Annotated in this window: 13 protein-coding genes and 1 pseudogene; 6 read left to right on the top strand and 8 right to left on the bottom strand. The window is 69.8% G+C overall.

Annotated features, from left to right (window positions below; translation table 11 throughout):
* Window positions 1-146 precede the first annotated feature (146 nt).
* From AB0H57_RS28830 to AB0H57_RS28805, 6 genes are all read right to left on the bottom strand, one after another.
* Window positions 147-1,100, bottom strand: coding sequence for a DUF2637 domain-containing protein (locus tag AB0H57_RS28830; protein ID WP_357511818.1), 954 nt, complete (start codon window positions 1,098-1,100; stop codon window positions 147-149).
* Window positions 1,097-4,378: a BTAD domain-containing putative transcriptional regulator gene (locus AB0H57_RS28825; protein WP_357511816.1), complete on the bottom strand. Its 3,282-nt coding sequence runs from the start codon at window positions 4,376-4,378 to the stop codon at window positions 1,097-1,099. Before AB0H57_RS28825 ends, AB0H57_RS28830 begins: the two co-directional genes overlap by 4 nt.
* 26 nt (window positions 4,379-4,404) lie before the next feature.
* On the bottom strand, window positions 4,405-6,507 hold the full coding sequence (locus tag AB0H57_RS28820) for a bacterial transcriptional activator domain-containing protein (protein WP_357511814.1): 2,103 nt from the start codon (window positions 6,505-6,507) through the stop codon (window positions 4,405-4,407).
* Window positions 6,504-8,420 carry an Hsp70 family protein gene (locus AB0H57_RS28815; RefSeq protein WP_357511812.1) on the bottom strand — a complete coding sequence of 639 codons (1,917 nt, stop codon included), beginning with the start codon at window positions 8,418-8,420 and terminating at the stop codon, window positions 6,504-6,506. The genes AB0H57_RS28820 and AB0H57_RS28815 overlap by 4 nt, the downstream gene beginning before the upstream one ends.
* Window positions 8,421-9,056: 636 nt before the next feature.
* Window positions 9,057-10,076 (bottom strand): EcsC family protein, encoded by a 1,020-nt coding sequence (locus AB0H57_RS28810; protein WP_357511810.1) that lies wholly within the window; start codon window positions 10,074-10,076, stop codon window positions 9,057-9,059.
* Window positions 10,077-10,352: 276 nt separating this feature from the next.
* Entirely contained in the window at window positions 10,353-10,538 is a 186-nt protein-coding gene (locus AB0H57_RS28805) for a hypothetical protein (protein WP_357511808.1), read from the bottom strand.
* Between the two features lie 138 nt (window positions 10,539-10,676).
* Between AB0H57_RS28805 and AB0H57_RS28800 the strand changes: the two genes are divergently transcribed.
* The 4 genes from AB0H57_RS28800 (at window position 10,677) to AB0H57_RS28785 (ending at window position 15,534) form a co-directional block, all read left to right on the top strand.
* Entirely contained in the window at window positions 10,677-11,456 is a 780-nt protein-coding gene (locus AB0H57_RS28800) for a hypothetical protein (protein WP_357511806.1), read from the top strand.
* A gap of 531 nt (window positions 11,457-11,987) precedes the next feature.
* On the top strand, window positions 11,988-12,185 hold the full coding sequence (locus AB0H57_RS28795) for a hypothetical protein (RefSeq protein WP_357511804.1): 198 nt from the start codon (window positions 11,988-11,990) through the stop codon (window positions 12,183-12,185).
* 76 nt (window positions 12,186-12,261) lie between these two features.
* Window positions 12,262-12,546 carry a hypothetical protein gene (locus AB0H57_RS28790; protein WP_357511802.1) on the top strand — a complete coding sequence of 95 codons (285 nt, stop codon included), beginning with the start codon at window positions 12,262-12,264 and terminating at the stop codon, window positions 12,544-12,546.
* A gap of 777 nt (window positions 12,547-13,323) precedes the next feature.
* Window positions 13,324-15,534: an ATP-dependent RecD-like DNA helicase gene (locus AB0H57_RS28785; protein WP_357511800.1), complete on the top strand. Its 2,211-nt coding sequence runs from the start codon at window positions 13,324-13,326 to the stop codon at window positions 15,532-15,534.
* 823 nt (window positions 15,535-16,357) lie between these two features.
* Here the strand turns inward: AB0H57_RS28785 and AB0H57_RS28780 are convergent.
* Complete coding sequence (locus tag AB0H57_RS28780) at window positions 16,358-17,170, bottom strand: hypothetical protein (protein WP_357511798.1); 813 nt, start codon at window positions 17,168-17,170, stop codon at window positions 16,358-16,360.
* Between the two features lie 377 nt (window positions 17,171-17,547).
* On the opposite strand from AB0H57_RS28780, the gene AB0H57_RS28775 reads away from it, so the two are divergent.
* Window positions 17,548-18,948, top strand: a complete 1,401-nt coding sequence (locus tag AB0H57_RS28775) for an IS30 family transposase (RefSeq protein WP_357511837.1) — start codon at window positions 17,548-17,550, stop codon at window positions 18,946-18,948.
* Between the two features lie 10 nt (window positions 18,949-18,958).
* Window positions 18,959-19,255, top strand: a pseudogene (locus AB0H57_RS28770) (integrase core domain-containing protein); the annotation flags it as partial.
* A 57-nt stretch (window positions 19,256-19,312) separates the two neighbouring features.
* On the opposite strand, the gene AB0H57_RS28765 reads toward AB0H57_RS28770, so the two are convergent.
* Entirely contained in the window at window positions 19,313-19,489 is a 177-nt protein-coding gene (locus AB0H57_RS28765; RefSeq protein WP_357511796.1) for a hypothetical protein, read from the bottom strand.
* Window positions 19,490-19,624: the final 135 nt, after the last annotated feature.

Here is a 19,624-nt window from a genome sequence, read left to right as displayed (position 1 = left end):
AACGAGTCTGCCTGACGATCGGACGGTTCCACGCGCCGCTCGCGCCGAACCCCGATGTAGAAACAGGTCCTTTTCGTCGTTGGGGGGTCGCGCATTGCGGTGCCGTCCGTGGTTGTCACCCCCACGGGCGACGCGGGACGGCGGCTTCACTGGCGGAGGCTGTCGGCGAGGTGACCGTTGATGTGCGGTGCGCCGCTGGACGGTGGTGGTGGCCAGTGGCGGCGGACGGTGCGTTCGGACCGGCCGATCCGCTCGGCGATCTGGGCGGGGTGAAGGTCGGGGTCGCGATGGTGCCAGTAGGCCACTGCGGCGGCGGTGTCCGAGGGCACCTTGTCTGGCGGCCTGTCGTCTGAGCGATCCGGCGGCTGGTCGGTGGGGCTGCCGTCGCCGGGAGCCATCGGTCGCGTGTCGCGCGTCCGCATCACCTCCCGCGTGTCGTCTTCTCGGCTGCGGGTCCGCGGTCGAGGCTGGTTGGCCGTGTTGGGTGTGCCGCCGGTGTTGTCGGCCTGGGGGTGGTGTCGGTGGCGTTTGCCGGCAAGAGGGGCAAGTGGCCGCGCCGGCTCGGCGGTGAGGTTGCCGATGGCTTCTGGCACCGGACCGGGGTCGGGTGGACGTGCGGATGCGGTGGGCGTCGTGGCAGCCGGTGGCATGCTTCGTTCTGGGGTGGTGGCGCGGATCCTGGCGGTGAGTTCGACGAGGCTGACGCTGGCGACGATGACGAGGCCGTCGACGGAGATGGGCAGCAGGTAGGCGGCGCCGGCATCGGTTTCGCCGTAGTGGGCGGCGACGCCGACGAGATGCCAGTACGACACCCAGGTGGCGATGGCGGCGATGACGGCGGTGGCGGCGATGCGGATGACGCCCAGGGCCCGGCGGTGGTGGGGGACGCGGGAGATCAGTTCGACGGTGAGGAGCAGTGCCAGGGGTGGCCACGCGGCGATGATCTGGCTGATCGGGTTCGGTCTTGCGTGTAGGACGTTCGCGGCGACGGAGGCGGCGACGCCGAGGGTGAGGGTGGCGCGTACCGCCCACCGCAGTCGATACAGATGCTTGCCGCTGGCGGCGTGGCCGGCCGGTGTGGTGTCCGGTGTTGCGCTCATGCGGCTGGCCTGTCGGTGGGGCTGGTGCGGCGTCGGGGTTGGCGCAGGTCGGTGACGAGCTTGTCGGCCAGGGTGAGGGTGTCGTCGGAGGGTTCGGTGTCGATCTCGGCGAGGCGTCGGGTCAGGGTGCGGCGCAGCGCGCGGATGGTGTCGAGGTGGCCGAGGCGGGCGTGGGCGCGCATCGCGGCCTGGTAGAGGGTTTCGGTGTAGGGGTGCTGCTGCAGGGCGGTGTCGAGGACGGCGGTCTGGGCTGCGGGCTGGTCGGTGAGTTCCTCGATGAGGGCGGTGGTGGCGTCGAGGGCTTCTTGGCGTACGGCCTGCCGGTAGGGCTCGAGCCATTCGTATTCGCAGCCGTCGGCGAGGGGGCGGTAGGCGGTCACGGCGCGGCGCAGCGCCTGGATGCGTTCGGGCGGGGATGCGGCGGTGTCGGCGGCGCGGATCGCGGCGCGCATGCGCCACAGGTCGATGTTGAATCGGTCGGGGTTGAGTTGGTAGCGGTGGTGGGGGTGGGTGAGGTAAGTGCCGGGTCCGGCGTTGTGGCGCAGCACGGCCCGGAGGTCCGAGACGTAGGTGTGCAGCCGGTGCACTGCCTTGCTGGCGGGGGCGTCGGGCAGCAGGTCGTCCAGGATCGCTTCGACGGAGGCGCTGCCGTCGCGCACCGCCAGGTACACCAGTAGTTCCAGGGATTTCGCGCGTAGGTTTCGCTGCGGATCGGCGTCGATGATGCCGGGCGGGCCGAGCACTGTCACCGTGATCTGGTGCGGCTGCGACGGTGGCGCGGGTGTCTGCGGGGGGTCGAGGGCTGGCGTGTCGGGCCGGGTCGGTTCGACGATGGCTGGGGGCTGGCCGCTGCGGCTGGATGTGTCGGGTTCTGTCGGGGTGGTGTCGTCGCCGCTGGCCGGGGTGCTGTCCGTATCGAGGGGGTCCGGGTCGGGGCCGGCGGTGGACGCCGTAGCGGGGGACGTCGCGTCCGCGTCCTGCTCGTCGGTGCGTCGTCGATCGGGGCCGCTGGCCTCCGGAGGCGGTGGCTGCCTGGTAGCTGGCAGGGGTGGTGCGGGCTGGGCGTGGGTGGGTGGGGCTTCGGTGGGGGCGGGTGCGGGCGGTTGCCCGGTGTGGGATTCGGCGAGGGTCGCGAGGAGGTCGGTGGTCTCGGTCGGGTTGAGCACCGTGAGGCGGCCGATGTCTGCGGGGTGGGAGCCCGGCGGGGCGTCGCTGTCGGCTGGGGTGGTGGTGCCGTCGGCGGCGACGTGGACGGTGTTGCCTTCGGGCCAGGAGCCGAGCAGCACGCCGTGGATGTCCAGGCGTTGGCCCTGGGCGAGCAGGGCGGCGATACGCGAGCGTTCGTGGCGGCTGGTGGTGTCGGCGAGCAGCATGACCGGTGGGAGGGGTTCTTCGTAGGGGTCGGCGGCGCGTAGTTCGGTGACGGTGTCGACCTCGTGCTGGTAGAGCAGTCGGGTGCGGTGCAGGGCCTGGGCTTCCAGGAGCTCGAGGGCTTCGTCGAGGCCGGTGGTGATGGTCAGTCTCGGTGTGTGGGGCAGGTTGACGGTGGCGGCGCCCAGCAGGGTCGCTGCGGTCGCCGACGGCATGACCACTTGGCTGCGGGCGTCGGGGTGGTCCGCGCCGCCGGTGGCCAGGGCCGCGGTGAGGAACCCGCGGGCGGCGGCGTCTGCTCCGGGTCCGGTCAGACCGAGACCGGCTGGCGGCCAGAGCGCCGACAGCGGGTGCGCGAGGGCTGGCGCTACCGGCAGGAATTTACCGTCGCGGGCATGGTCCAGGTCAGGCGAACGATGTTCGCCGTCGACGACATCGTCCTCGTCGGGGCCGCCGCCGGGGTCGGCGGGGTCTAGGGCGTCGATGGCGTCGTGGTGCACGTTGTTGGCGGCGGGGCCGGCCTCGTCGGGCTGGGCGGCAGCGAGTCTCAGGTTGCGGCGGATCTGGTTGACCACGCGGGGCATCGGCGCCAGATCCGGGTCATCCATGCGCGGCGACGTTGAGGGCTTGCGGGGCACGTAGCGGCGTCGGCGGTGCGCCCATACCAGGGCGACGGCGGCGACGATGGCCACGGCCAGGCCGAGGTCGACCCAGCTGCCGGTCGGCAGAGGCACCCCCCGCACATGGCGTTGCTCGCCTCGGCCGTCTTGGGTGCTTGCAGGCGCCGGTCTGGACGCCGTAGGGGTGGGCGAGACGGCAGCGCCATCACGGGCTGTGGCAGTGGCGGTCGGCGTGCCGGGCGACTCTTCTGATCGGTGAGGTGCGGTCGTGCCGGACGTGGGGTGAGCTGGCGGCGGCGTCGCGTCGGGCTGCGACGTGCGTGGTTCGGGTCTCGTCGGGGATGCCTTTTGAGCCGGCGGTCTGGCCGGATGCGAGTCCCGGGCGGCGGGCATCTGGAGGGCCCAGCCGGGATAGATCAGGTCGGGGTCACGCAGTGTCCCACCAACCTTGAAGTGGGTGCCGCGGTTGACGGCGAAGATGTCGCGCCAGCGCTCCGCGTCGCCGAGACACCGCTGAGCAATGCCGGACAGGGTGTCACCGCGCCGGACGGTGTAGGTGTCCTGAGGTTCGCCTTCGGGGCGGGAGGTGCCGGTCGGCCGGTCAGCGGCGTGAGGTGTGGGGGTGACCGCGTGCGTCGGCCCGGGCGGGTGGACGGCCTCGCCGGAGGTAGTGACGGTGGGGGTGCCGGCGGCGTGCGCGGGGACGGTGCTGGCGCTGACGGCGGTGACACCCAGGATGGCGGCGGTGAGGCTTCGCAGCGGCCCGGGTAGGTGCAGCGCCGGCAGCCATCGCAGCATCCGGGTGAGCAGGGTGTAGGCGTGGGTAGTGACGGCGGTGGCCAGCAGCGCCCACATCAGCCATGCCGCGGTGTACGCAAGGGCGGCGAGGAAACCGGCGGACAGGGGCTGCCGGATCCATTCCTGCAGCATGGCCGTCCACGACCCGTCTAGGTCGGGCCAGGCGGCGAGGTGAATGAGTACGGCCGGTACGACCGCGAGCAGAAGTGCACAGGTCGTCGTCGTGGCTGCCGACACCGCTCGGGTTCTCATCGCTGCCTCCTGCCTGTCGATCGTGGTCACCAGGGCTGGGCGGCGAGTGACGTCGTGCTGGGTGCCGCATGCCGGGTGCTGATGCGAGTCGACGCTATGGCGGCCGGACGGCCGTCGTCGCGGCTTGCTGGCTGACATGACCTCACACCGCCTCACACAACCTGACACCCGCAGGTCAGGGACCTTCGCGTCACACGAAGGCTGGCCGTCGGCGATGTGAGGTGACCGGTACGCCAACGGTTCCGGCCGTGAACAGGTTGGTGTTATCGGCCCGGAACGGCGCTGTTGCTCAGCCGTGCGGCCGTTTCCCTGAGCTCGTTGCCGGGTTCGAGGCCTGCCTCGGCGAGGCGGCGGCTGTAGCTGTCGTGCAGTTCGGCGGCCGCGTCGTGATCGCCGAGGGCCGCGAGGACGTTCATCGCCCGCACGTGCAGGTCGGCGTTGTAGGGGTCGACGCGGATGCCTTGTTGCAGCACGGCCAGGGCGTGGTGCGGGTCGGATGCGGCGGCGGCGAGGGCCACGTGGGCGTCAATGACGTGCCGGCGGGTGGCTTCTCGGACCGGGTCCAGCCACGGCCATGGGCGGCCGGCGGCGAGGTCGCCGGGGTAGGCGTCGATGATCGCCTGCCAGGCGACCGTGGTGTTGGTGACGGCGGTGACGGCGTGCTGGACCGCAGTGTGGAAGCGCCACAGGTCCACGTCCAGGTGGTCAGGGTTGAGGCGGTAGCGGTCATCGGTGTGGTCGACGATCGCAAGGCCGCAGGCGGCCCGGACCGTGCCGCGCAGCTCGCTGAGTGTCGTGTAGAGGCGGCCGGTGAGCGAGTGTCGGGGCAGGCCCGGCCAGATGGCGTCCACGAGGTCCCGGCTGTCTGCCCCCTCGTGGTGGGCGGCGAGGAACACCAGTGCCTGCACGGCCGCGGTGCGGCGGATGGCAATCGGCTCACCGTCGAAGGCCAGCATCGGGTTACCCAGGACCCGCAGCTCCAGGCGGTGGCCGGGGGCAGCGGGTCGGGGACGGGGGTCGGGTCCGGTTGCCTGCCTCGGCACGCGGGGCCCGGATCGCTGCACGGCGTGTGGGGAGGGATTTGGTGCGGGCTGGTCGGGTGGCGGGTCGGTGTGGGCGATCACGGTGAGCAGGTCGATGGCCGCCTGCGCGTCGAGCACACACAGCCGTGGTCCGCGCCACTCGGGGCGATCAGGGTCGTGGGTGTTGCCCGCCGCGTCGACCTGCCATGTCGCGGCGGCTGGCCACCCGCCCAACACCACGACGGTCGCGCCCGCAGGCGGCAGGACGGCCAACCGCTGCGCGCCTGGACCGGACGGTGGTTCGTCGGTGATCAGAACAACGGCCGCCCGGGCGTCCGGCAGGTCGTCGCCCCGGCGTGACGCGGCTAGCCCGTGGCGGTCATGGCCGCGAGTTCGGGAATCAATAGCCTGCACCCCCTCGTCGACGCTGGAAACGACCTGCAGCCGTGGCAGGTGCCGAGGTAGTTCCTCGGCGGCGGAGCCGAGCAGGCCGGCGAGGGCGGTGCGGGTGACGACGAGCGACACCGCCGGATGGCGGTGTGTGGTCAGCAGGGCGGTGACCAGCAGGCCCCTCGCCGCGGCCGCGGCGCCCGCTCCGCTGAGCCCCACACCCGGGGCCGGGAGGCCGGAGACGAGGGCCGGCATCGCACCGGAGGATCCGCCACCATCCGGGGTGGCGTCGCCCGGCTGCGGTGCCGGGGGGTGGTCGGCGAGGGCGGCTTGCACGGCGGCAGCGGCCGCGGGCAGCGGGGCCAGGTCCGCGTCCTCGCGTGCTGGAGGGCCGGGCCGACGGGGCTGGTAGGCGAGGCGGCGGCGTAGCCAGACGAGGGCTGCGGCGGCGGCGACCTGGTCGGCGACTTCGCGGGGCAGCCAGCCGCCGGCCACCACCACGCCCTCATCGCCGGTGTAGGGGTCGAGGTGGGTGTCGTCGAGGTTGTCGAGCGTGCCGGCGGCGACCGGGAGGGCAGGCTGCGGCGGCGCGGCAGTCGCCGTGTTGGCGGTGACCGTGAACACGGCCGCGCCGGCCATCCCGCTGGCCGTGGCTTGCAAGGGTGTGGGCAGGGGCATACGCCGCAGCCAGAGCGCGCCGGCGCGAAGGCGGGCCAGGAGCCGGACGGTGACTGTGTAGGCCACCACCAGCCACAGCAGCCACGCCCCGACGGTCAACGCGGCCGCCAATGTTTGCTCGGTCAGTGGCTGCTCAACCCACGCCTGCACCTGCTGCCCGTCCGGCCACCCGCGCAGCGGGAAGCCGACCACGAGCAGCAACACCGCCGGCGGGCCGGCCAGGAGCAGGAGAACGAACAGCAGCCACACCACCTGCCGCGGCCACCGCACACTCACCCACCTCCACCCGGCGGCACGACAACGCCCTCCGCTGCTGACATCTGCCCGGCAGGTGTGGGCGGGGTGGGGCGGACGATGCGGGCCCAGAACCGGGCCGCCCACCAGACCCCGACGGCGATGGCGTAGAAGACGCCGAGGACGCCGGCGGCCCGCCCGCTGACGATCGCGGCGGTGATGAGCGCGAGCGGCGCGCCGAGGATCAGGCGGAACACCAACGGTGTCACCAGCGCCATGACCACACCCACGCCGAGCAGCAGGCCACCGACGCGGCCGGCGAGGTCGATCCACAGCACCATGTTCGGCCACCGGTCGGCGGTCAACGAGTATTGGACGAGCAGCATGCCGGCGGCGGCGGTGATCACGGAACCGGTCGGCGCGGCCAGCAGCGCCGACCAGCCGCCGTGCGGCGCCCGCCATTGGCGGGCGGCGACCAACGCCATGGCCACCGCCATCAGCACGATCGGCGTGATCGGCCACAGCGCCCAGCGCAGGAACCCGCCCACCGGCAGCGCGAAGTACTGGCTGGAGACCACCGCGTACAGGCCGGCGATCGCGACGCCGAGGGACACGGCGGCGAGGATGCCGACGCTGACCTTCCCACCTTCGGATCTGATATCGGGGGTGGGGCTGTGGGCGGCGATGAGGGAGCCGAGGATGGTGCCGGCGCTCAGGCAGGTCAGCAGGGCGAAGACGCAGGCCATGGTCAGCTCGCCCCAGTTCACGTTGACCGAGTAGTACAGGCCGCGGAAGGTCCTGGTGCCGTCGTGGTATTCGGCGGTCATCAGGTACTGCCAGAGCAGGGCAAGGGATGCCAACCCGGGCACCGCGAGCGCGACCGCCCGGCGTATCGGCGGCACCGGCACGTCGATCGGCGGGGCTGCCGCGGCAGGGTTGGCGGCGCCCGCGTCGGCGGCACCTCGGACGGCGGCGGTGGCAGGGTCTGGGACCACGGTCGGGGTGACAGTGGCGGTCCCGGCGATTGCCTGTGCCAGTAGCGGCATCCGGGCGACGCCGCCGACGCAGTAGACACCGGCAAGGTCGCTGGCGTTGATCTCCGCTGCGGCGATCGCTTCCGTGGTGAGTTGGGCGACGCGGTGCAGGACCGGGTGGGCGGCTTGTTCCAGCACGCCGGTGTTGAGCACCACTGCGGAGCCCTGCGGCAGGGGCACCGTCACCGCGGCATGGTCGGCAAGTGCGTGTTTCGCGGCGCCGACGCTGGCCAGCATTGCCCACCGCTGACCGTCACCACCTGCCGGGCCGTTGTCGGTGAGCGTGGCGACGAGAGCGTCGTCGATGGCGGTGCCACCGGCGGTTGGGTCCGCGAGGGTGGCGAGTACCTCGAATCCGGCGGGGCCGCGTCGCAGGACGCTGACCTCCGCGCCGGCACCGACATCGCAGACCAGGATGAACGACCCCACCGGCACCTGCACCCCCGCCGTGAGGAGGTGCCCGCCGACCGCGATGGGGGCTTCGATCAGGCGGGGTTGGGGCAGGTCGGCGCGGTGAGCGGCGTGGCGCATCCACGTTCGCCGCCGCGGCCCCCACCCGGCCGGCACCACCAGCCGCACGTCCTCCACCACCGACCCGGTGACCCGCTGCGCCTCCCCGGCGACCCGGAGCAGCGTGGCGGCGACCAGATCGAGGGCGTCGATGTCCGTCCCGGCGGCGGTGAGCTGTTGCTCGGGTGACTGCCGTGGGGCTGGGATGAACCGCTGCGGGTTGGTGGCGGCGGCCTGCCACGCTTGGTGGCCGGTCAGCATGTTGCCGTCCCCGGCGAGCAGTACGGCGCTGGGCAGGGCGGGCTCGCCGTCGAACATCAGCGGCATCCATCTGCCGTCCGGCCACGCCACCACCGCGGTGGTGCTGGTACATCCGCAGTCGATCGCGAGCCGCGCCTCCCCCGTTCGCATAGACCTCAGTCAAACATGAGGATCACATTCACGTCACCCTCGAATCACTCACAGCCATGAGAACAGGGGGCCCGTCCTGTCGTGATGGGCGCCCGGGACGCCTGCCCGGCACCCGCCTAGGCGGTGGAGTCCGGGTCGCTGAATCTGGCTCAGTCGCCGCGCCTGACAGACCAGGGCTTGGCCGGCTACCGCATCGTCGGAATTTCCCCCTGCCACGGACCGTCCCCTCTAGAGAACGTCGAGAATCTGGCAACCACGCCGATGCCAGCGCAAGCACAAGTCGTTGCGAACCGATGGACGCAGGCGGCGATGCCCTGCGAACCCGCCGACCCTGCGCGAGCTGTGTCGGCCCCGTCTCGCCTACCAGGCGGCAGGGCAGCCGAAGCTCTCCCGCTTCGTCTGGTGCCCCTCTCCCCCGGCCGCTGTCGCACAACTGCGATCGCTCATCGATGACGGGCACAGGTCGCTGGTCACGTCGGTCCGGCGGTCGGGCCGTCCGCGTCGGACAGCGCCCGCAAGTCGGTATCGGGCGTCAGATCTCGTCGTCGCCATGTTCGCGCAGCGCGCCGTCCGGCATCATGCGGTAGCGGCGTGGCGGTTTCATGCTCTGTGCTGGCATCCTGGACCGGCGGCCATTCACTTAGGTGGCGTCGCCTGGGGGTCGGCGTCGTCCTGGTTGGTCGCCAGTGCGGGCGGCAGCGGAAGCCCATACTTGTCGCACAGGAATCGGGTTTGGCAGTACCGCTGGGCATCGGCGGCCACCCTGCCGAGGATCGCGGAATTCATGCCGGCACCGATGAGGACACCCACGAACGGCACGACCTTCGCGACGTCCTGGACTGAGACCCTGGAGCCAGCTGGGCCCAGATGCTGCATCAACTTCTCAAGGGCGGCCAGGAGGCGGTGATCCTCACGGAGCTTGGCTGACCAGTTCGTGCGTACCTTGGCCGCGTTCGCCGCCCGTGCGGTCTCACTCAACGGCTTGGCCTTGGCCGCCTGAGCCATGAAGGACCGGCGTACCAGGCGTTGGACGAAGGCCTGCTCGGCGGGGTCTTTTGCGTCGTAGCCGTAGGAGTACGCGATGCGCGATGCGATCGACGTGCTCAGGACCTGGATGACGAGGATGTCCGCTGTCATCGCGACGGGGATCCCGGCGACGGGGATCATGGCCAGCAGGCCCATGGCGCCACCTTCGAAGGCGCCGGCGGTCCGCCACTTGAGGTTGTTGAGGGTCAGCAGCCGATCGCAGACCTTGAGGTCCTGCTGCCGCAGTTCGGCAAAACTGTTGAGTTCGAGGCCACGCTTGCGGGCGAGCTTCTCGACGCTCTTCGGGTCGTTGAGCTCCAGGGCCCAGTCGTTGACCAGCTGGAGCATCGCTGCCGTGGCTTCGAGAGCCGGCCGCACGGCCATGCTGGCAACCGCGTCGCCTGCGCGACGGACCGGTTCCATGACCGCCTCCGGCACAGCTTCCGTAGCCCGGCTTACGGCGTTTCGCGTGACCTCACCGGTGCGATCGAGCGCGGCGCTCGCCCAGTTCGGCAGACCACGGCGGTTGTCGCGGCGCCGCCAGTGCTCGTTGAGCGTGTCCCATACCTGGCCCTCGTACGCGCTCATCGGGGTTGCGCCGTCGACGAGTGGGTCGATGTAAGTGCTCATCGAGGCTCCATTTCGGAGGTGATCACTAGGGCCATGATGGCACTATCAGTCAGCACATGGTGAAGCCGCAATGCGGGGACCGATCGGAGTACGGACAGATCGGGCCACTCGACGCTCGGCATGCGCAGTGGGAGATCATCGAGCTGATGCCGCCCGCAGCAGCCAGCCGCGCGGGCGCATCGGCGATCGCCGCCACGGGCGGCCCCACCACCCCGGTAGCACAGCAACGATCGCCACCACAGGGGCCCGCCAGCGCATCACAGCGACCCGACCAACCTAACCGGCGTCACCGTGACGCCGTTCACGCCGCTTCCACTCCGCGACGAGCGGAGACACCTCCGCGTAAACCTCCTTGACGCCGCCGATGACCACCAAAGCCACGTCCACGTATCGCCTGTAGTCCTGGCCCGCCTGCACAACCCTGTCGACGCTTCGGCGCTTGTTCGAGTCCTGGTGGCTCATCGGGAACTTCCTCTCTTGTGCGGGGTGGCTGCGTCGGACTCACGGATCGAGCTACGTCTCGTGTTACGGTTTTCGAGCTTCCCCGTGTTGCCGGTGAAAAAGTATCAGCAACACAGTTCACAAGGAAGGGGTGCTGCTGTGAAATCCGGATCGGGTTCGGCGGTGGCGTTCGGCCGCGTGCTGCAGGCCGTGCGCAAGCACCTGTCGAAGAACCAGGCCGATGTCGCCGCCTCCTTCGACCCCAAGCTCTCCGTGGCCGCCGTCTCCATGGCCGAGAGCGGCAACCGCCCACCCAAGACCGAGGCGATTGTCCGGGGCTACGCCGCCGCCCTGGAACTCGACGAGGATGCGCTGCTCGATCTCTGGTGGGCGATGCAGGGGATGGTCGCACTGGAGAGCGAGGCCGAAGAGCGCGTGGTCAAGCAGTGGTGGCGCGAGCTGAGGCCGGGTTTGGACGCCTCACTCGACCTTCATCGCGCCGAAACCGCCGCCAAGACGAAGTGGACTCCGAACGACGACTATTACGCGCCTTCGGCGGCCCTGTTCGCCCTCGCCGACGCGATCTGCGGGATCCTGGCGCGCATGCTGGGCGAATCATGGAAGGTTAGCTATAAAGCCGAGATCGGCCTCCGTGAGCCCTCCGACGGCTACCTCGCAGTGGTCAACATCGAGCTGCGGGCACAGGTTTTGGACGAGTCTCTGGAGATGATGGCCGCCTTCGCATGCCCTGAGCCCGTGACACGGCCCTTCGCGGCCGAACTGATGAGGGCGAAGCCTCAGGGAGGCTCCTCCCCCGACGTCGAATGGATCCTCAATACGCTGATGGCGATGCCCGCCCGCGAACGAGCGGCCGTCGCCGGCTTCATCCACGGTCTGCGAGAGGGTTCCAGCCTCTACGGAGCCAGCGAAGACAAGTAGCTGCGCCACCGACCACGAATCAAGGCCGCGACTCAGCGGTCGGCGTGGGCCACTGAGTCCGAACCTGGCCCGCGTTATGCGCACGCCGTCGGCCAGCAGCCGCAGGCGAGCGAGAGCAACGCCACACTGACGCCGATCCGCCAGACGGGTCCTCGGCGGGCAGCGTGATCCATCACACGATGAGGCAGTGCGGCGCCGGCAGCGAGCGGCAGGAGCGAACTTTCCACAGGTTCTCCCCAGGCGAGACGCTGCGAACCCCCTCCGCACCCGACGCTAAAGGCAAGGTGAGCACCTCGGATAGTGGAGGCCAAGGCGAGCTCAGTACGGAGATCCGAGTGGCGGAACGCATTCTCATCGGCCAGATGCGGATGCTCGGTACGGGCGGGCCAGGTCTCGGCCCGTGACAGAGCGTCGCCCCGACGGCGGTGATGAGGTGAATTCCGACTACTCGATCAACAGAGCCTGCCGGTCTCGTGGCGCTGACGAGCGGTAAGCCAGGCCCGGTCGCGGCCGATTACGTACGGTCGGGGAATGGATGTGCTGCTGCGCGGCGGGCCGGGCGACGGCCAGGTGGTGTCCGGCGGCGGGCAGACTGTGGCGTGGGGGGCGTGCCTGTACGAGATCACGTCCGAACGCGGCCATCGGCAGGGGCGTGATCTGGGCGTGTACCGCCACCGTCCCGACTACTGCGAGCCCTACGGTCGGGGCGCCGAGGACCGATGCGAGTGACGTACGCCCGGCGGATCCGCCGGGCTTGTTCACCACCCCGCCTTCCACCGTCTTCGAACATGCGTACGATCACCTGGTGCAGGAGGTGGTCCGGCGGTATTGGAACGGGGTGTGGGGACGCTTGGCGCGTCGGGACGTGTGGCTGGTGCGCCAGACGCGCTGGGCGGTCGTCGCCCGCGCCGGCGACACCGAGACGGGCAGGGTCCTGCGCTGGGAGTTCGAGACGGAGGCGGATGCCATGCGCATGGTCGAGCGTCTGCTGCGCGCCGACACCGCCGGTCAGTGGCGGAAACAGGATGGCGGTGGACCGCCGACGGCGCCACGGGAAGGCCGGCGGCCGGCCCCGGCGGCTCCGGAATGACCGCCCAGGCCGGCTTCCCGACTGCGTCGACTTGTCCGCGCCACAATCCCGAGATCGTAACGGGTCCGCCCTGCGGCTTGTGGGTTGCCCCGCCCCGTCCCCTCGGCCTTCGCCCGGCACAGCTTCGCGGGCCGTACCACAAAACACGCGCGCCGAACGCGTCATCCACAGGCAACCCCTTCTATCCATAGGACCGCCGTCACGGGATGGCAGCCGGCGCTGGTCGCTGGTCGCTGGTGAAGTACCTCCGGCGGCGCCTTGAAGGGTCAAGGGCGGGCCGGGGAGGGGACAGCCATGGCGAGACGGGACAGACGATCGGCACGCACCGACGAGGCAGCGGCGCCGGGTCGCCTCGCCCGGATGACCGGAACGTCAGCGCGCTCGCGGGGCTTGCCGTGGCGGCCGCGGCGCTGGTGACTGCGATCAACGCAATCGGCGGCTGTGATACCCGCTAGAGAAGCATCGTTTCTCGGGGGCCTGTTGATGGCCGTCTGGCACCTGTCGAGGTCGATGAGACGGGATCCTTGCCGCTGACCGTGCTGTTCCCGCAGACAGGGATCTATGTCGGGTTACGCGCTCTGCCCGCTGCGGCCCTCATGCATTACTACCTACGCGTGGACGACGAGACCGTTGCGCCGGTCTATCGGTACGTGGGACGTGGGGACACCCGTCGGCAACCGCCGCGGGAATGACGTCAAGCGTGCGGGCCTCGCGCGGTCTCAGGCGAGCGGGCGGGCGGGTGCCCGTGCCGTGGCGGCACGCGGCACGATGTCAGGCGTGACGACGCCAGCCCGCCCGCCGCTCGTCGTTCTAGACGCGGTGCTGGAGCGGTTGACATACGTCAACGAGGAGACCGGGTACACCGTCGCCCGCGTGGCCACCGACCGCGGCACGGACCTGCTGACCGTGGTCGGGGCGCTGCTCGGCGCGCAGCCTGGTGAGACGCTGCGATTGCACGGGCGGTGGTCGTCGCACCCGCGCTACGGTCGGCAGTTCGAGGTCGACTCCTACACCACGGTGCTGCCGGCCACGATCCAGGGCATCCAGCGTTACCTCGGCTCCGGCCTCGTGAAAGGTATCGGTCCGGTGTTCGCCGAGCGGATCGTCGCCCATTTCGGTCTGGACACCCTGCGGGTCATCGAGGAGGAACCCGCCCGCCTGGTCGAGGTGCCGGGCCTGGGGCCGAAACGCACGGCGAAGATTGCGGCGGCGTGGGAGGAGCAGAAGGCCATCAAGGAGGTGATGGTCTTCCTGCAAGGCGTCGGGGTGTCCACCTCCCTGGCGGTGCGGATCTACAAGCAGTACGGCGACGCCTCTACCGACGTGGTCACCAAGGAGCCGTACCGGCTGGCCGCGGATGTGTGGGGCATCGGCTTCAAGACCGCCGACACCATCGCCCGCTCCGTCGGTATCCCCCACGACAGCCCGCAGCGGGTCATGGCCGGCCTGCAATACACGCTGTCCGAAGCCACCGACAACGGGCACTGCTACCTACCCGCTGTGGAACTGGTCGCCGACGCGACGAAGATCCTCGACGTGCCCGCCGACCTCGTCGCCCGCTGCCTCGACGACCTGGTCGCCGGCGAGGGCGTCGTCCGCGAGACCCTGACCGGCGCCGACGGGGAGGCGGTGCAGGCGGTGTATTTGGTGCCGTTCCACCGCGCCGAGCAGTCCCTCGCCATCTCCCTACACCGTCTGCTCGGTACCCCCGCCGACCGGCTGCCCCACTTCACGAACGTCGACTGGGGCAAGGCCCTGACGTGGTTGAAGGCCCGCACCGGCAACGACCTCGCCCCGGAGCAGGAGCAGGCGGTCCGCCTCGCCCTGACCTCGAAGGTGGCGGTGCTGACCGGCGGGCCGGGCTGCGGCAAGAGCTTCACCGTCCGCTCCATCGTCGAACTCGCCGCCGCGAAGAAAGCCAAGATCACCCTCGTCGCGCCGACCGGACGGGCCGCCAAACGCCTGTCGGAGCTCACCGGCCACCCGGCCGCCACCGTGCACCGACTACTGCAGCTGCGCCCCGGCGGAGACGCCTCCTACGACCGGGACAACCCCCTCGACGTCGACCTGCTCGTCGTCGACGAAGCCTCCATGCTCGACCTGATCCTCGCCAACAAACTCGTGAAAGCCGTCCCACCCGGCGCGCACCTGCTCCTCGTCGGCGACGTCGACCAACTCCCCTCCGTCGGCGCCGGCGAAGTCCTACGCGACCTGCTCGCCGCCCCCACCATCCCCCGGGTGCGGCTGACCCAGATCTTCCGCCAGGCCGCTCAGTCCGGCGTCGTCACCAACGCTCACCGGATCAACGCCGGCCGCCCACCCCTCCTGCAAGGCTTGCCGGACTTCTTCCTGTTCGCCTGCGACGACACCGACGCCACCGCCGCCCTCACCGTCGAGGTCGCCTGCACCCGCATCCCCGCCAAGTTCCGGCTCGACCCGCGCCGCGACGTGCAGGTCCTCACCCCCATGCACCGCGGCCCCGCCGGCGCCGGCGCGTTGAACACCCTGCTGCAGCAGCGGCTCACCCCGTCCCGAGAGGGACAGCCGGAGCGGCGGATGGGCGGGCGGGTGTTCCGGGTCGGCGACAAGGTCACCCAAATCCGCAACAACTACGACAAGGGCCAGGCCGGCGTCTTCAACGGCACCCTCGGCATCGTCACCGCCCTGTCCGCCGAGGAGCAGACCCTGACGGTACGCACCGACGAGGACGAGAACATCGACTACGACTTCGACGAACTCGACGAGCTGGCACACGCCTACGCCATGACCATCCACCGCTCCCAAGGCTCCGAATATCCCGCTGTCGTCATCCCCCTGACCACCAGCGCCTGGATGATGCTGCAACGCAACCTGCTCTACACCGCCGTCACCCGCGCCAAACAACTCGTCGTCCTCGTCGGCTCCCGCCGAGCCCTCGCCGCCGCGATCCGCACCGTCAGCGCCGGACGCCGCCACACCGCCCTGGACCACCGACTCACCCGCCTGTGACACCTGCCGCTGGAACCGATTGAGGAGGGCATCGCCGGGTCACAAGAGTTGTCGGCGACGCAACGCCGAACGCCCCGCCGGCATCGGCCACCGCCGACCGGCACGTGTTCCTGGCGCCACCCGACCGTGACTGCGCCGTTGTTGGCCCGGTGTGGAGGCGGCGAGAGGCGGAAGTTGACCGCCACCTATGCTCGCCGCCATGGCCCGACGCCTCGCCGCTTCGGTGGCTCTCCTCGCCGTGCTCGCCCCGACCGCCGCCTGCGACCCGGCACCCACCAGAGGCGAATCGACGCCGACACCGCCCGCCACCGCTTCGCGGTCTGGACTCGCTCGAAAGAGAACACCGCAGCGTGGTTCGAGAAGGCGATCAGCGCAACTGGAGAGGCGCTGCGTGCCTGAGGACCGCCCTGGGGACGGGGCGCGCTGGCGGGCAGCGGCGGCAACCCCGGCCAGCAGACTGGCGAGGTCGGCACGCTCCGATCTTTACAGGGAACACGGCCCGAACGTAATGACAATTATGACTACAGAAGGTGTACCGATAAGAGTGTCTATGGTGTCTCCCGAAGGTCACTCCCCCACCGTCGGCACTCTGACCCCTAGACTGAGACGCCGGGGTGGCATGGCGATCCACGTGCGAGTCGCCGACCAGTTTCGGGCGGACGTCGAGTGCCGGTGCTGTCCGCGTTGGTCTACCGACTCGCCAGACCGGCCCCTTTGGTCGCGAATAGCCGAGGCCCGTGCAGCAGGTCTTCGCACCCGGCCGCTCAGGCTCGTCACGTGCTTTGTGGCCGTCACACCGCACGGTGTGCTCTTGCGGCCTCGATCAGTACAGCTTCAGCCCTACATGGTCGACGATCAGCCTGCGATTTTCGGAGTCGAGCGCGAAGTGGATCCGTCCCACCTGCGACGGCGGGGCATGATCCCTCACTTTGACGTGCGGAGTTCGGTCGTGCGTCGCGCCTTCATAGTCGAAGTATCGGATCTTTGAGGCCTTCTCGATCTTATCGTCCTGCAGGGCGACTTTGAGATCAAACTCATCCCTTATCCACGTGTCGAGATGCGGGTAGTTCCGGTCGCTGCCGTCGTAGAGCGCGACCGCCACGCGAGCAAGTTTGGTCAGACACTCGGCCATCTCGCCTGGAAAGGGGTACTTGCTCTTCTTCCAAGATGAGGCGACTCGATCCGTAAAAACGATGCGCCCCGCTGCAGCATCCGCGAGATGAAGGAATAGGCTCTCCGCACTGGAGGCGTCGCCCGTGACGAGCCCGGGAAGAACAACCCACGGATCCTCCTCGGTCACCTCAGCGTCACCCGGCATCGAGATTGCGCGCAGCGCAAGCGTGAGCTGCTCGATCTTCGCTTCGAGTGCGGGCACTTTCCCAGCTTCAGCCTGGAAACGATCGGCCCGCTGCTCCTCCTCTGCGGCAAGTTGCTGCCAATCATCGGCGCCTGCGCGGGCGGCAGCCAGTTCATCTCGCAGCGCTTCAATCTGCGCGCTCGTGTCGCCTTCGGCCAGCGCCTGTTCTGTCCGGGCTCGTGCATCACGATCCTGGTGAGCGATCTCCGCGCGACGCGCCTCACGATAGGCACGGTCCAGGCCTCGTGCTAGAACCGAGACCGGCGCGAGCAGACGCATCAGTTGAGCTCGCAGCGTATCCGAGTCCTCGGAGCTGACCTGCGAGTCATCAAACGGGACTGTGGGTGCGGATGGATCGCTCCAAATCAGCCGAGCCCCTGCGAGTGGCGGCGCGTACCCGGGCAAATCGGCGTCGAGAGCACGCGAAGCTCGATAGTCGAGAGTCACGACACGGAAAGACCGACGAGCTTCGCTGCGGCTGTCCGAGCTGCCGCAAGTGCGGGCAGTGTTCGGGTATGGATGAGCAGGATCGGCAGCCGCGAGGGTTTTCGAATGGCCGCACCCAGAGTGGCGACCTCAGCATCGGTACGAACCTGCAGGTAGCGGCCGTCCTGCATTCCAGTGGTCGTCGCAACACCCGGATCGAGGGGTGTGTGATGGGAAGACCTGCGGGCTGGACGACGACGGTGACTGGCAGGCCGGCGATGCGATCGCCGGGTCGGCCGGGAGTGAACGAGCATCGAGAGGTGCGGCGGCAGTTCTGGCGGCGAATCGCTGAGGGCCTGTCGAGCGAGGAGGCCGCGGCGGCATGTGGTGTGTCGCAGCCGGTGGGTGGCCGTTGGTTTCGCCAGGGTGGCGGTATGTCGCCTTTGTCGTTGAGGCCTCTGTCGGGCCGGTACCTGTCCATCGCCGAACGGGAGGAGATCGCCCTGCTCAAAGCCCAGGGCAAAGGCGTGCGGGAAATCGGCCGGGCGGTGGGCCGTGACGCATCGACGATCTCACGGGAACTGCGCCGCAACGCTGCGACACGGGGTGGTCGCCTGGAATACCGAGCCGTGACGGCGCAATGGCACGCCGAGCGCCGTGGCCGGCGTCCGAAGACCGCCAAGCTGGCCACGAATCAGCGGCTGCACAACTACGTGCAGGACCGGCTCGCCGGCGCCATCACCGACGGCCAGGGTCGGCCGATCCCGGGGCCGAATGTCCCCTGGAAGGGACGCCGCCACGGGCGTCGCGCGGACCGGCGGTGGGGGACGGCGTGGAGTCCCGAGCAGATCAGCAGGCGATTGCGGCTGGACTTCCCGGATGATGACTCGATGCGGATTTCGCACGAGGCGATCTACCAGGCGCTCTACGTCCAAGGCCGAGGCGCGTTGCGCCGGGACCTGACGGCGTGTCTGCGGACCGGCCGCGCGCTACGGGTGCCGCAGGCCCGCACCCGCCGCCGCGGCAAGCACTTCGTCAGCCCTGACGTGATGATCAGTCAACGGCCCCCTGAGGTCGCCGATCGAGCGGTGCCTGGTCACTGGGAAGGTGATCTGATCATCGGACTCGAACGGTCCGCGATCGGCACGCTGGTCGAGCGCACCACCCGCTACACGATGCTGCTGCATCTGCCCCGCATGGAAGGACACGGTCAGCAGCCCGTCGTGAAGAACGGCCCGCCGCTGGCGGGGCACGGCGCCGCAGCAGTCCGCGACGCGATCGCAAAACAGATCGCCACCCTGCCCGAACAGCTACGACGCTCGCTGACCTGGGACCAGGGCGCCGAGATGGCCCAACATGTCCAACTGCAACTGGACACCAGCCTCGCCATCTACTTCTGCGACCCGCACAGCCCCTGGCAGCGCGGCACGAACGAGAACACCAACGGGCTGCTACGCCAGTACTTCCCGAAGGGCACCGACCTATCACGACACTCGGTAAACGATCTCGATGCCATCGCCGCTGCCCTCAACGGCCGGCCCCGCAAAACGCTGGGATGGAAGACTCCCGCTGAAGCCTTGGCCGAACACCTAGAATCGGCCCAGGCAGCCGGTGTTGCGACGACTCCTTGAACCTAAGCAGTACACCTCCCGGGCCTTCGCCCAGGCCTGCCAGGCGGCCGGGGTCCGGCAGTCGATGAGCGCGGTCGGTAGCTCCGCCGACAACGCGGCTGCGGAGTCGTTCAACGCGACCTTCAAACGCGAGACCCTGCAAGGCCGCCGCGCCTTCACTGACGAACGCGAGGCCCGACTGACCGCGTTCCGCTGGCTGCACCGCTACAACACCGTCCGACGCCACTCCCGGCTCGGACAGCAATCACCGATCACCTACGAGAAGAGCACCCGGCCAGCGCCAGCTACGCTGGCCCCGGCCGCATAAACCCGTGTCCAGGATCAGGGGTCAAGCCCCCTCTGTCAGCGGGTGCATGGGTGGAAGCTACCGACGGATCCCCGCGACACACGACCAGAGCACGCAGGCGAGGATGAGGAAGAACACGATTCGGCCCGGGTTGAAGGGCCCGCGGTCCTTGCGGCGGTAGAGCGGGGGGATCGGGGGGCGGTACGCGGGCCGGTTCTTGTACTGGGGTTTGTTCATCCAGTCGGGTGCGGTCACCGGGCGATCCTTGCACCGGCCGCGCTGTCCGTCTGCACGGCTAGTGCCGTGACCACGAACGTTGACGGTGTTGGTCAGGCTGCGCGGGTGGCGGGTTGGCCCCAGCGTCGTTGTCGTTCGCTGCGGATGCGGGCG

Origin of the sequence: Micromonospora sp. NPDC050686, from assembly GCF_040654475.1 — a bacterium.
Lineage (GTDB): Bacteria > Actinomycetota > Actinomycetes > Mycobacteriales > Micromonosporaceae > Micromonospora.
This window is presented reverse-complemented; position numbering and strand designations above follow the sequence as displayed.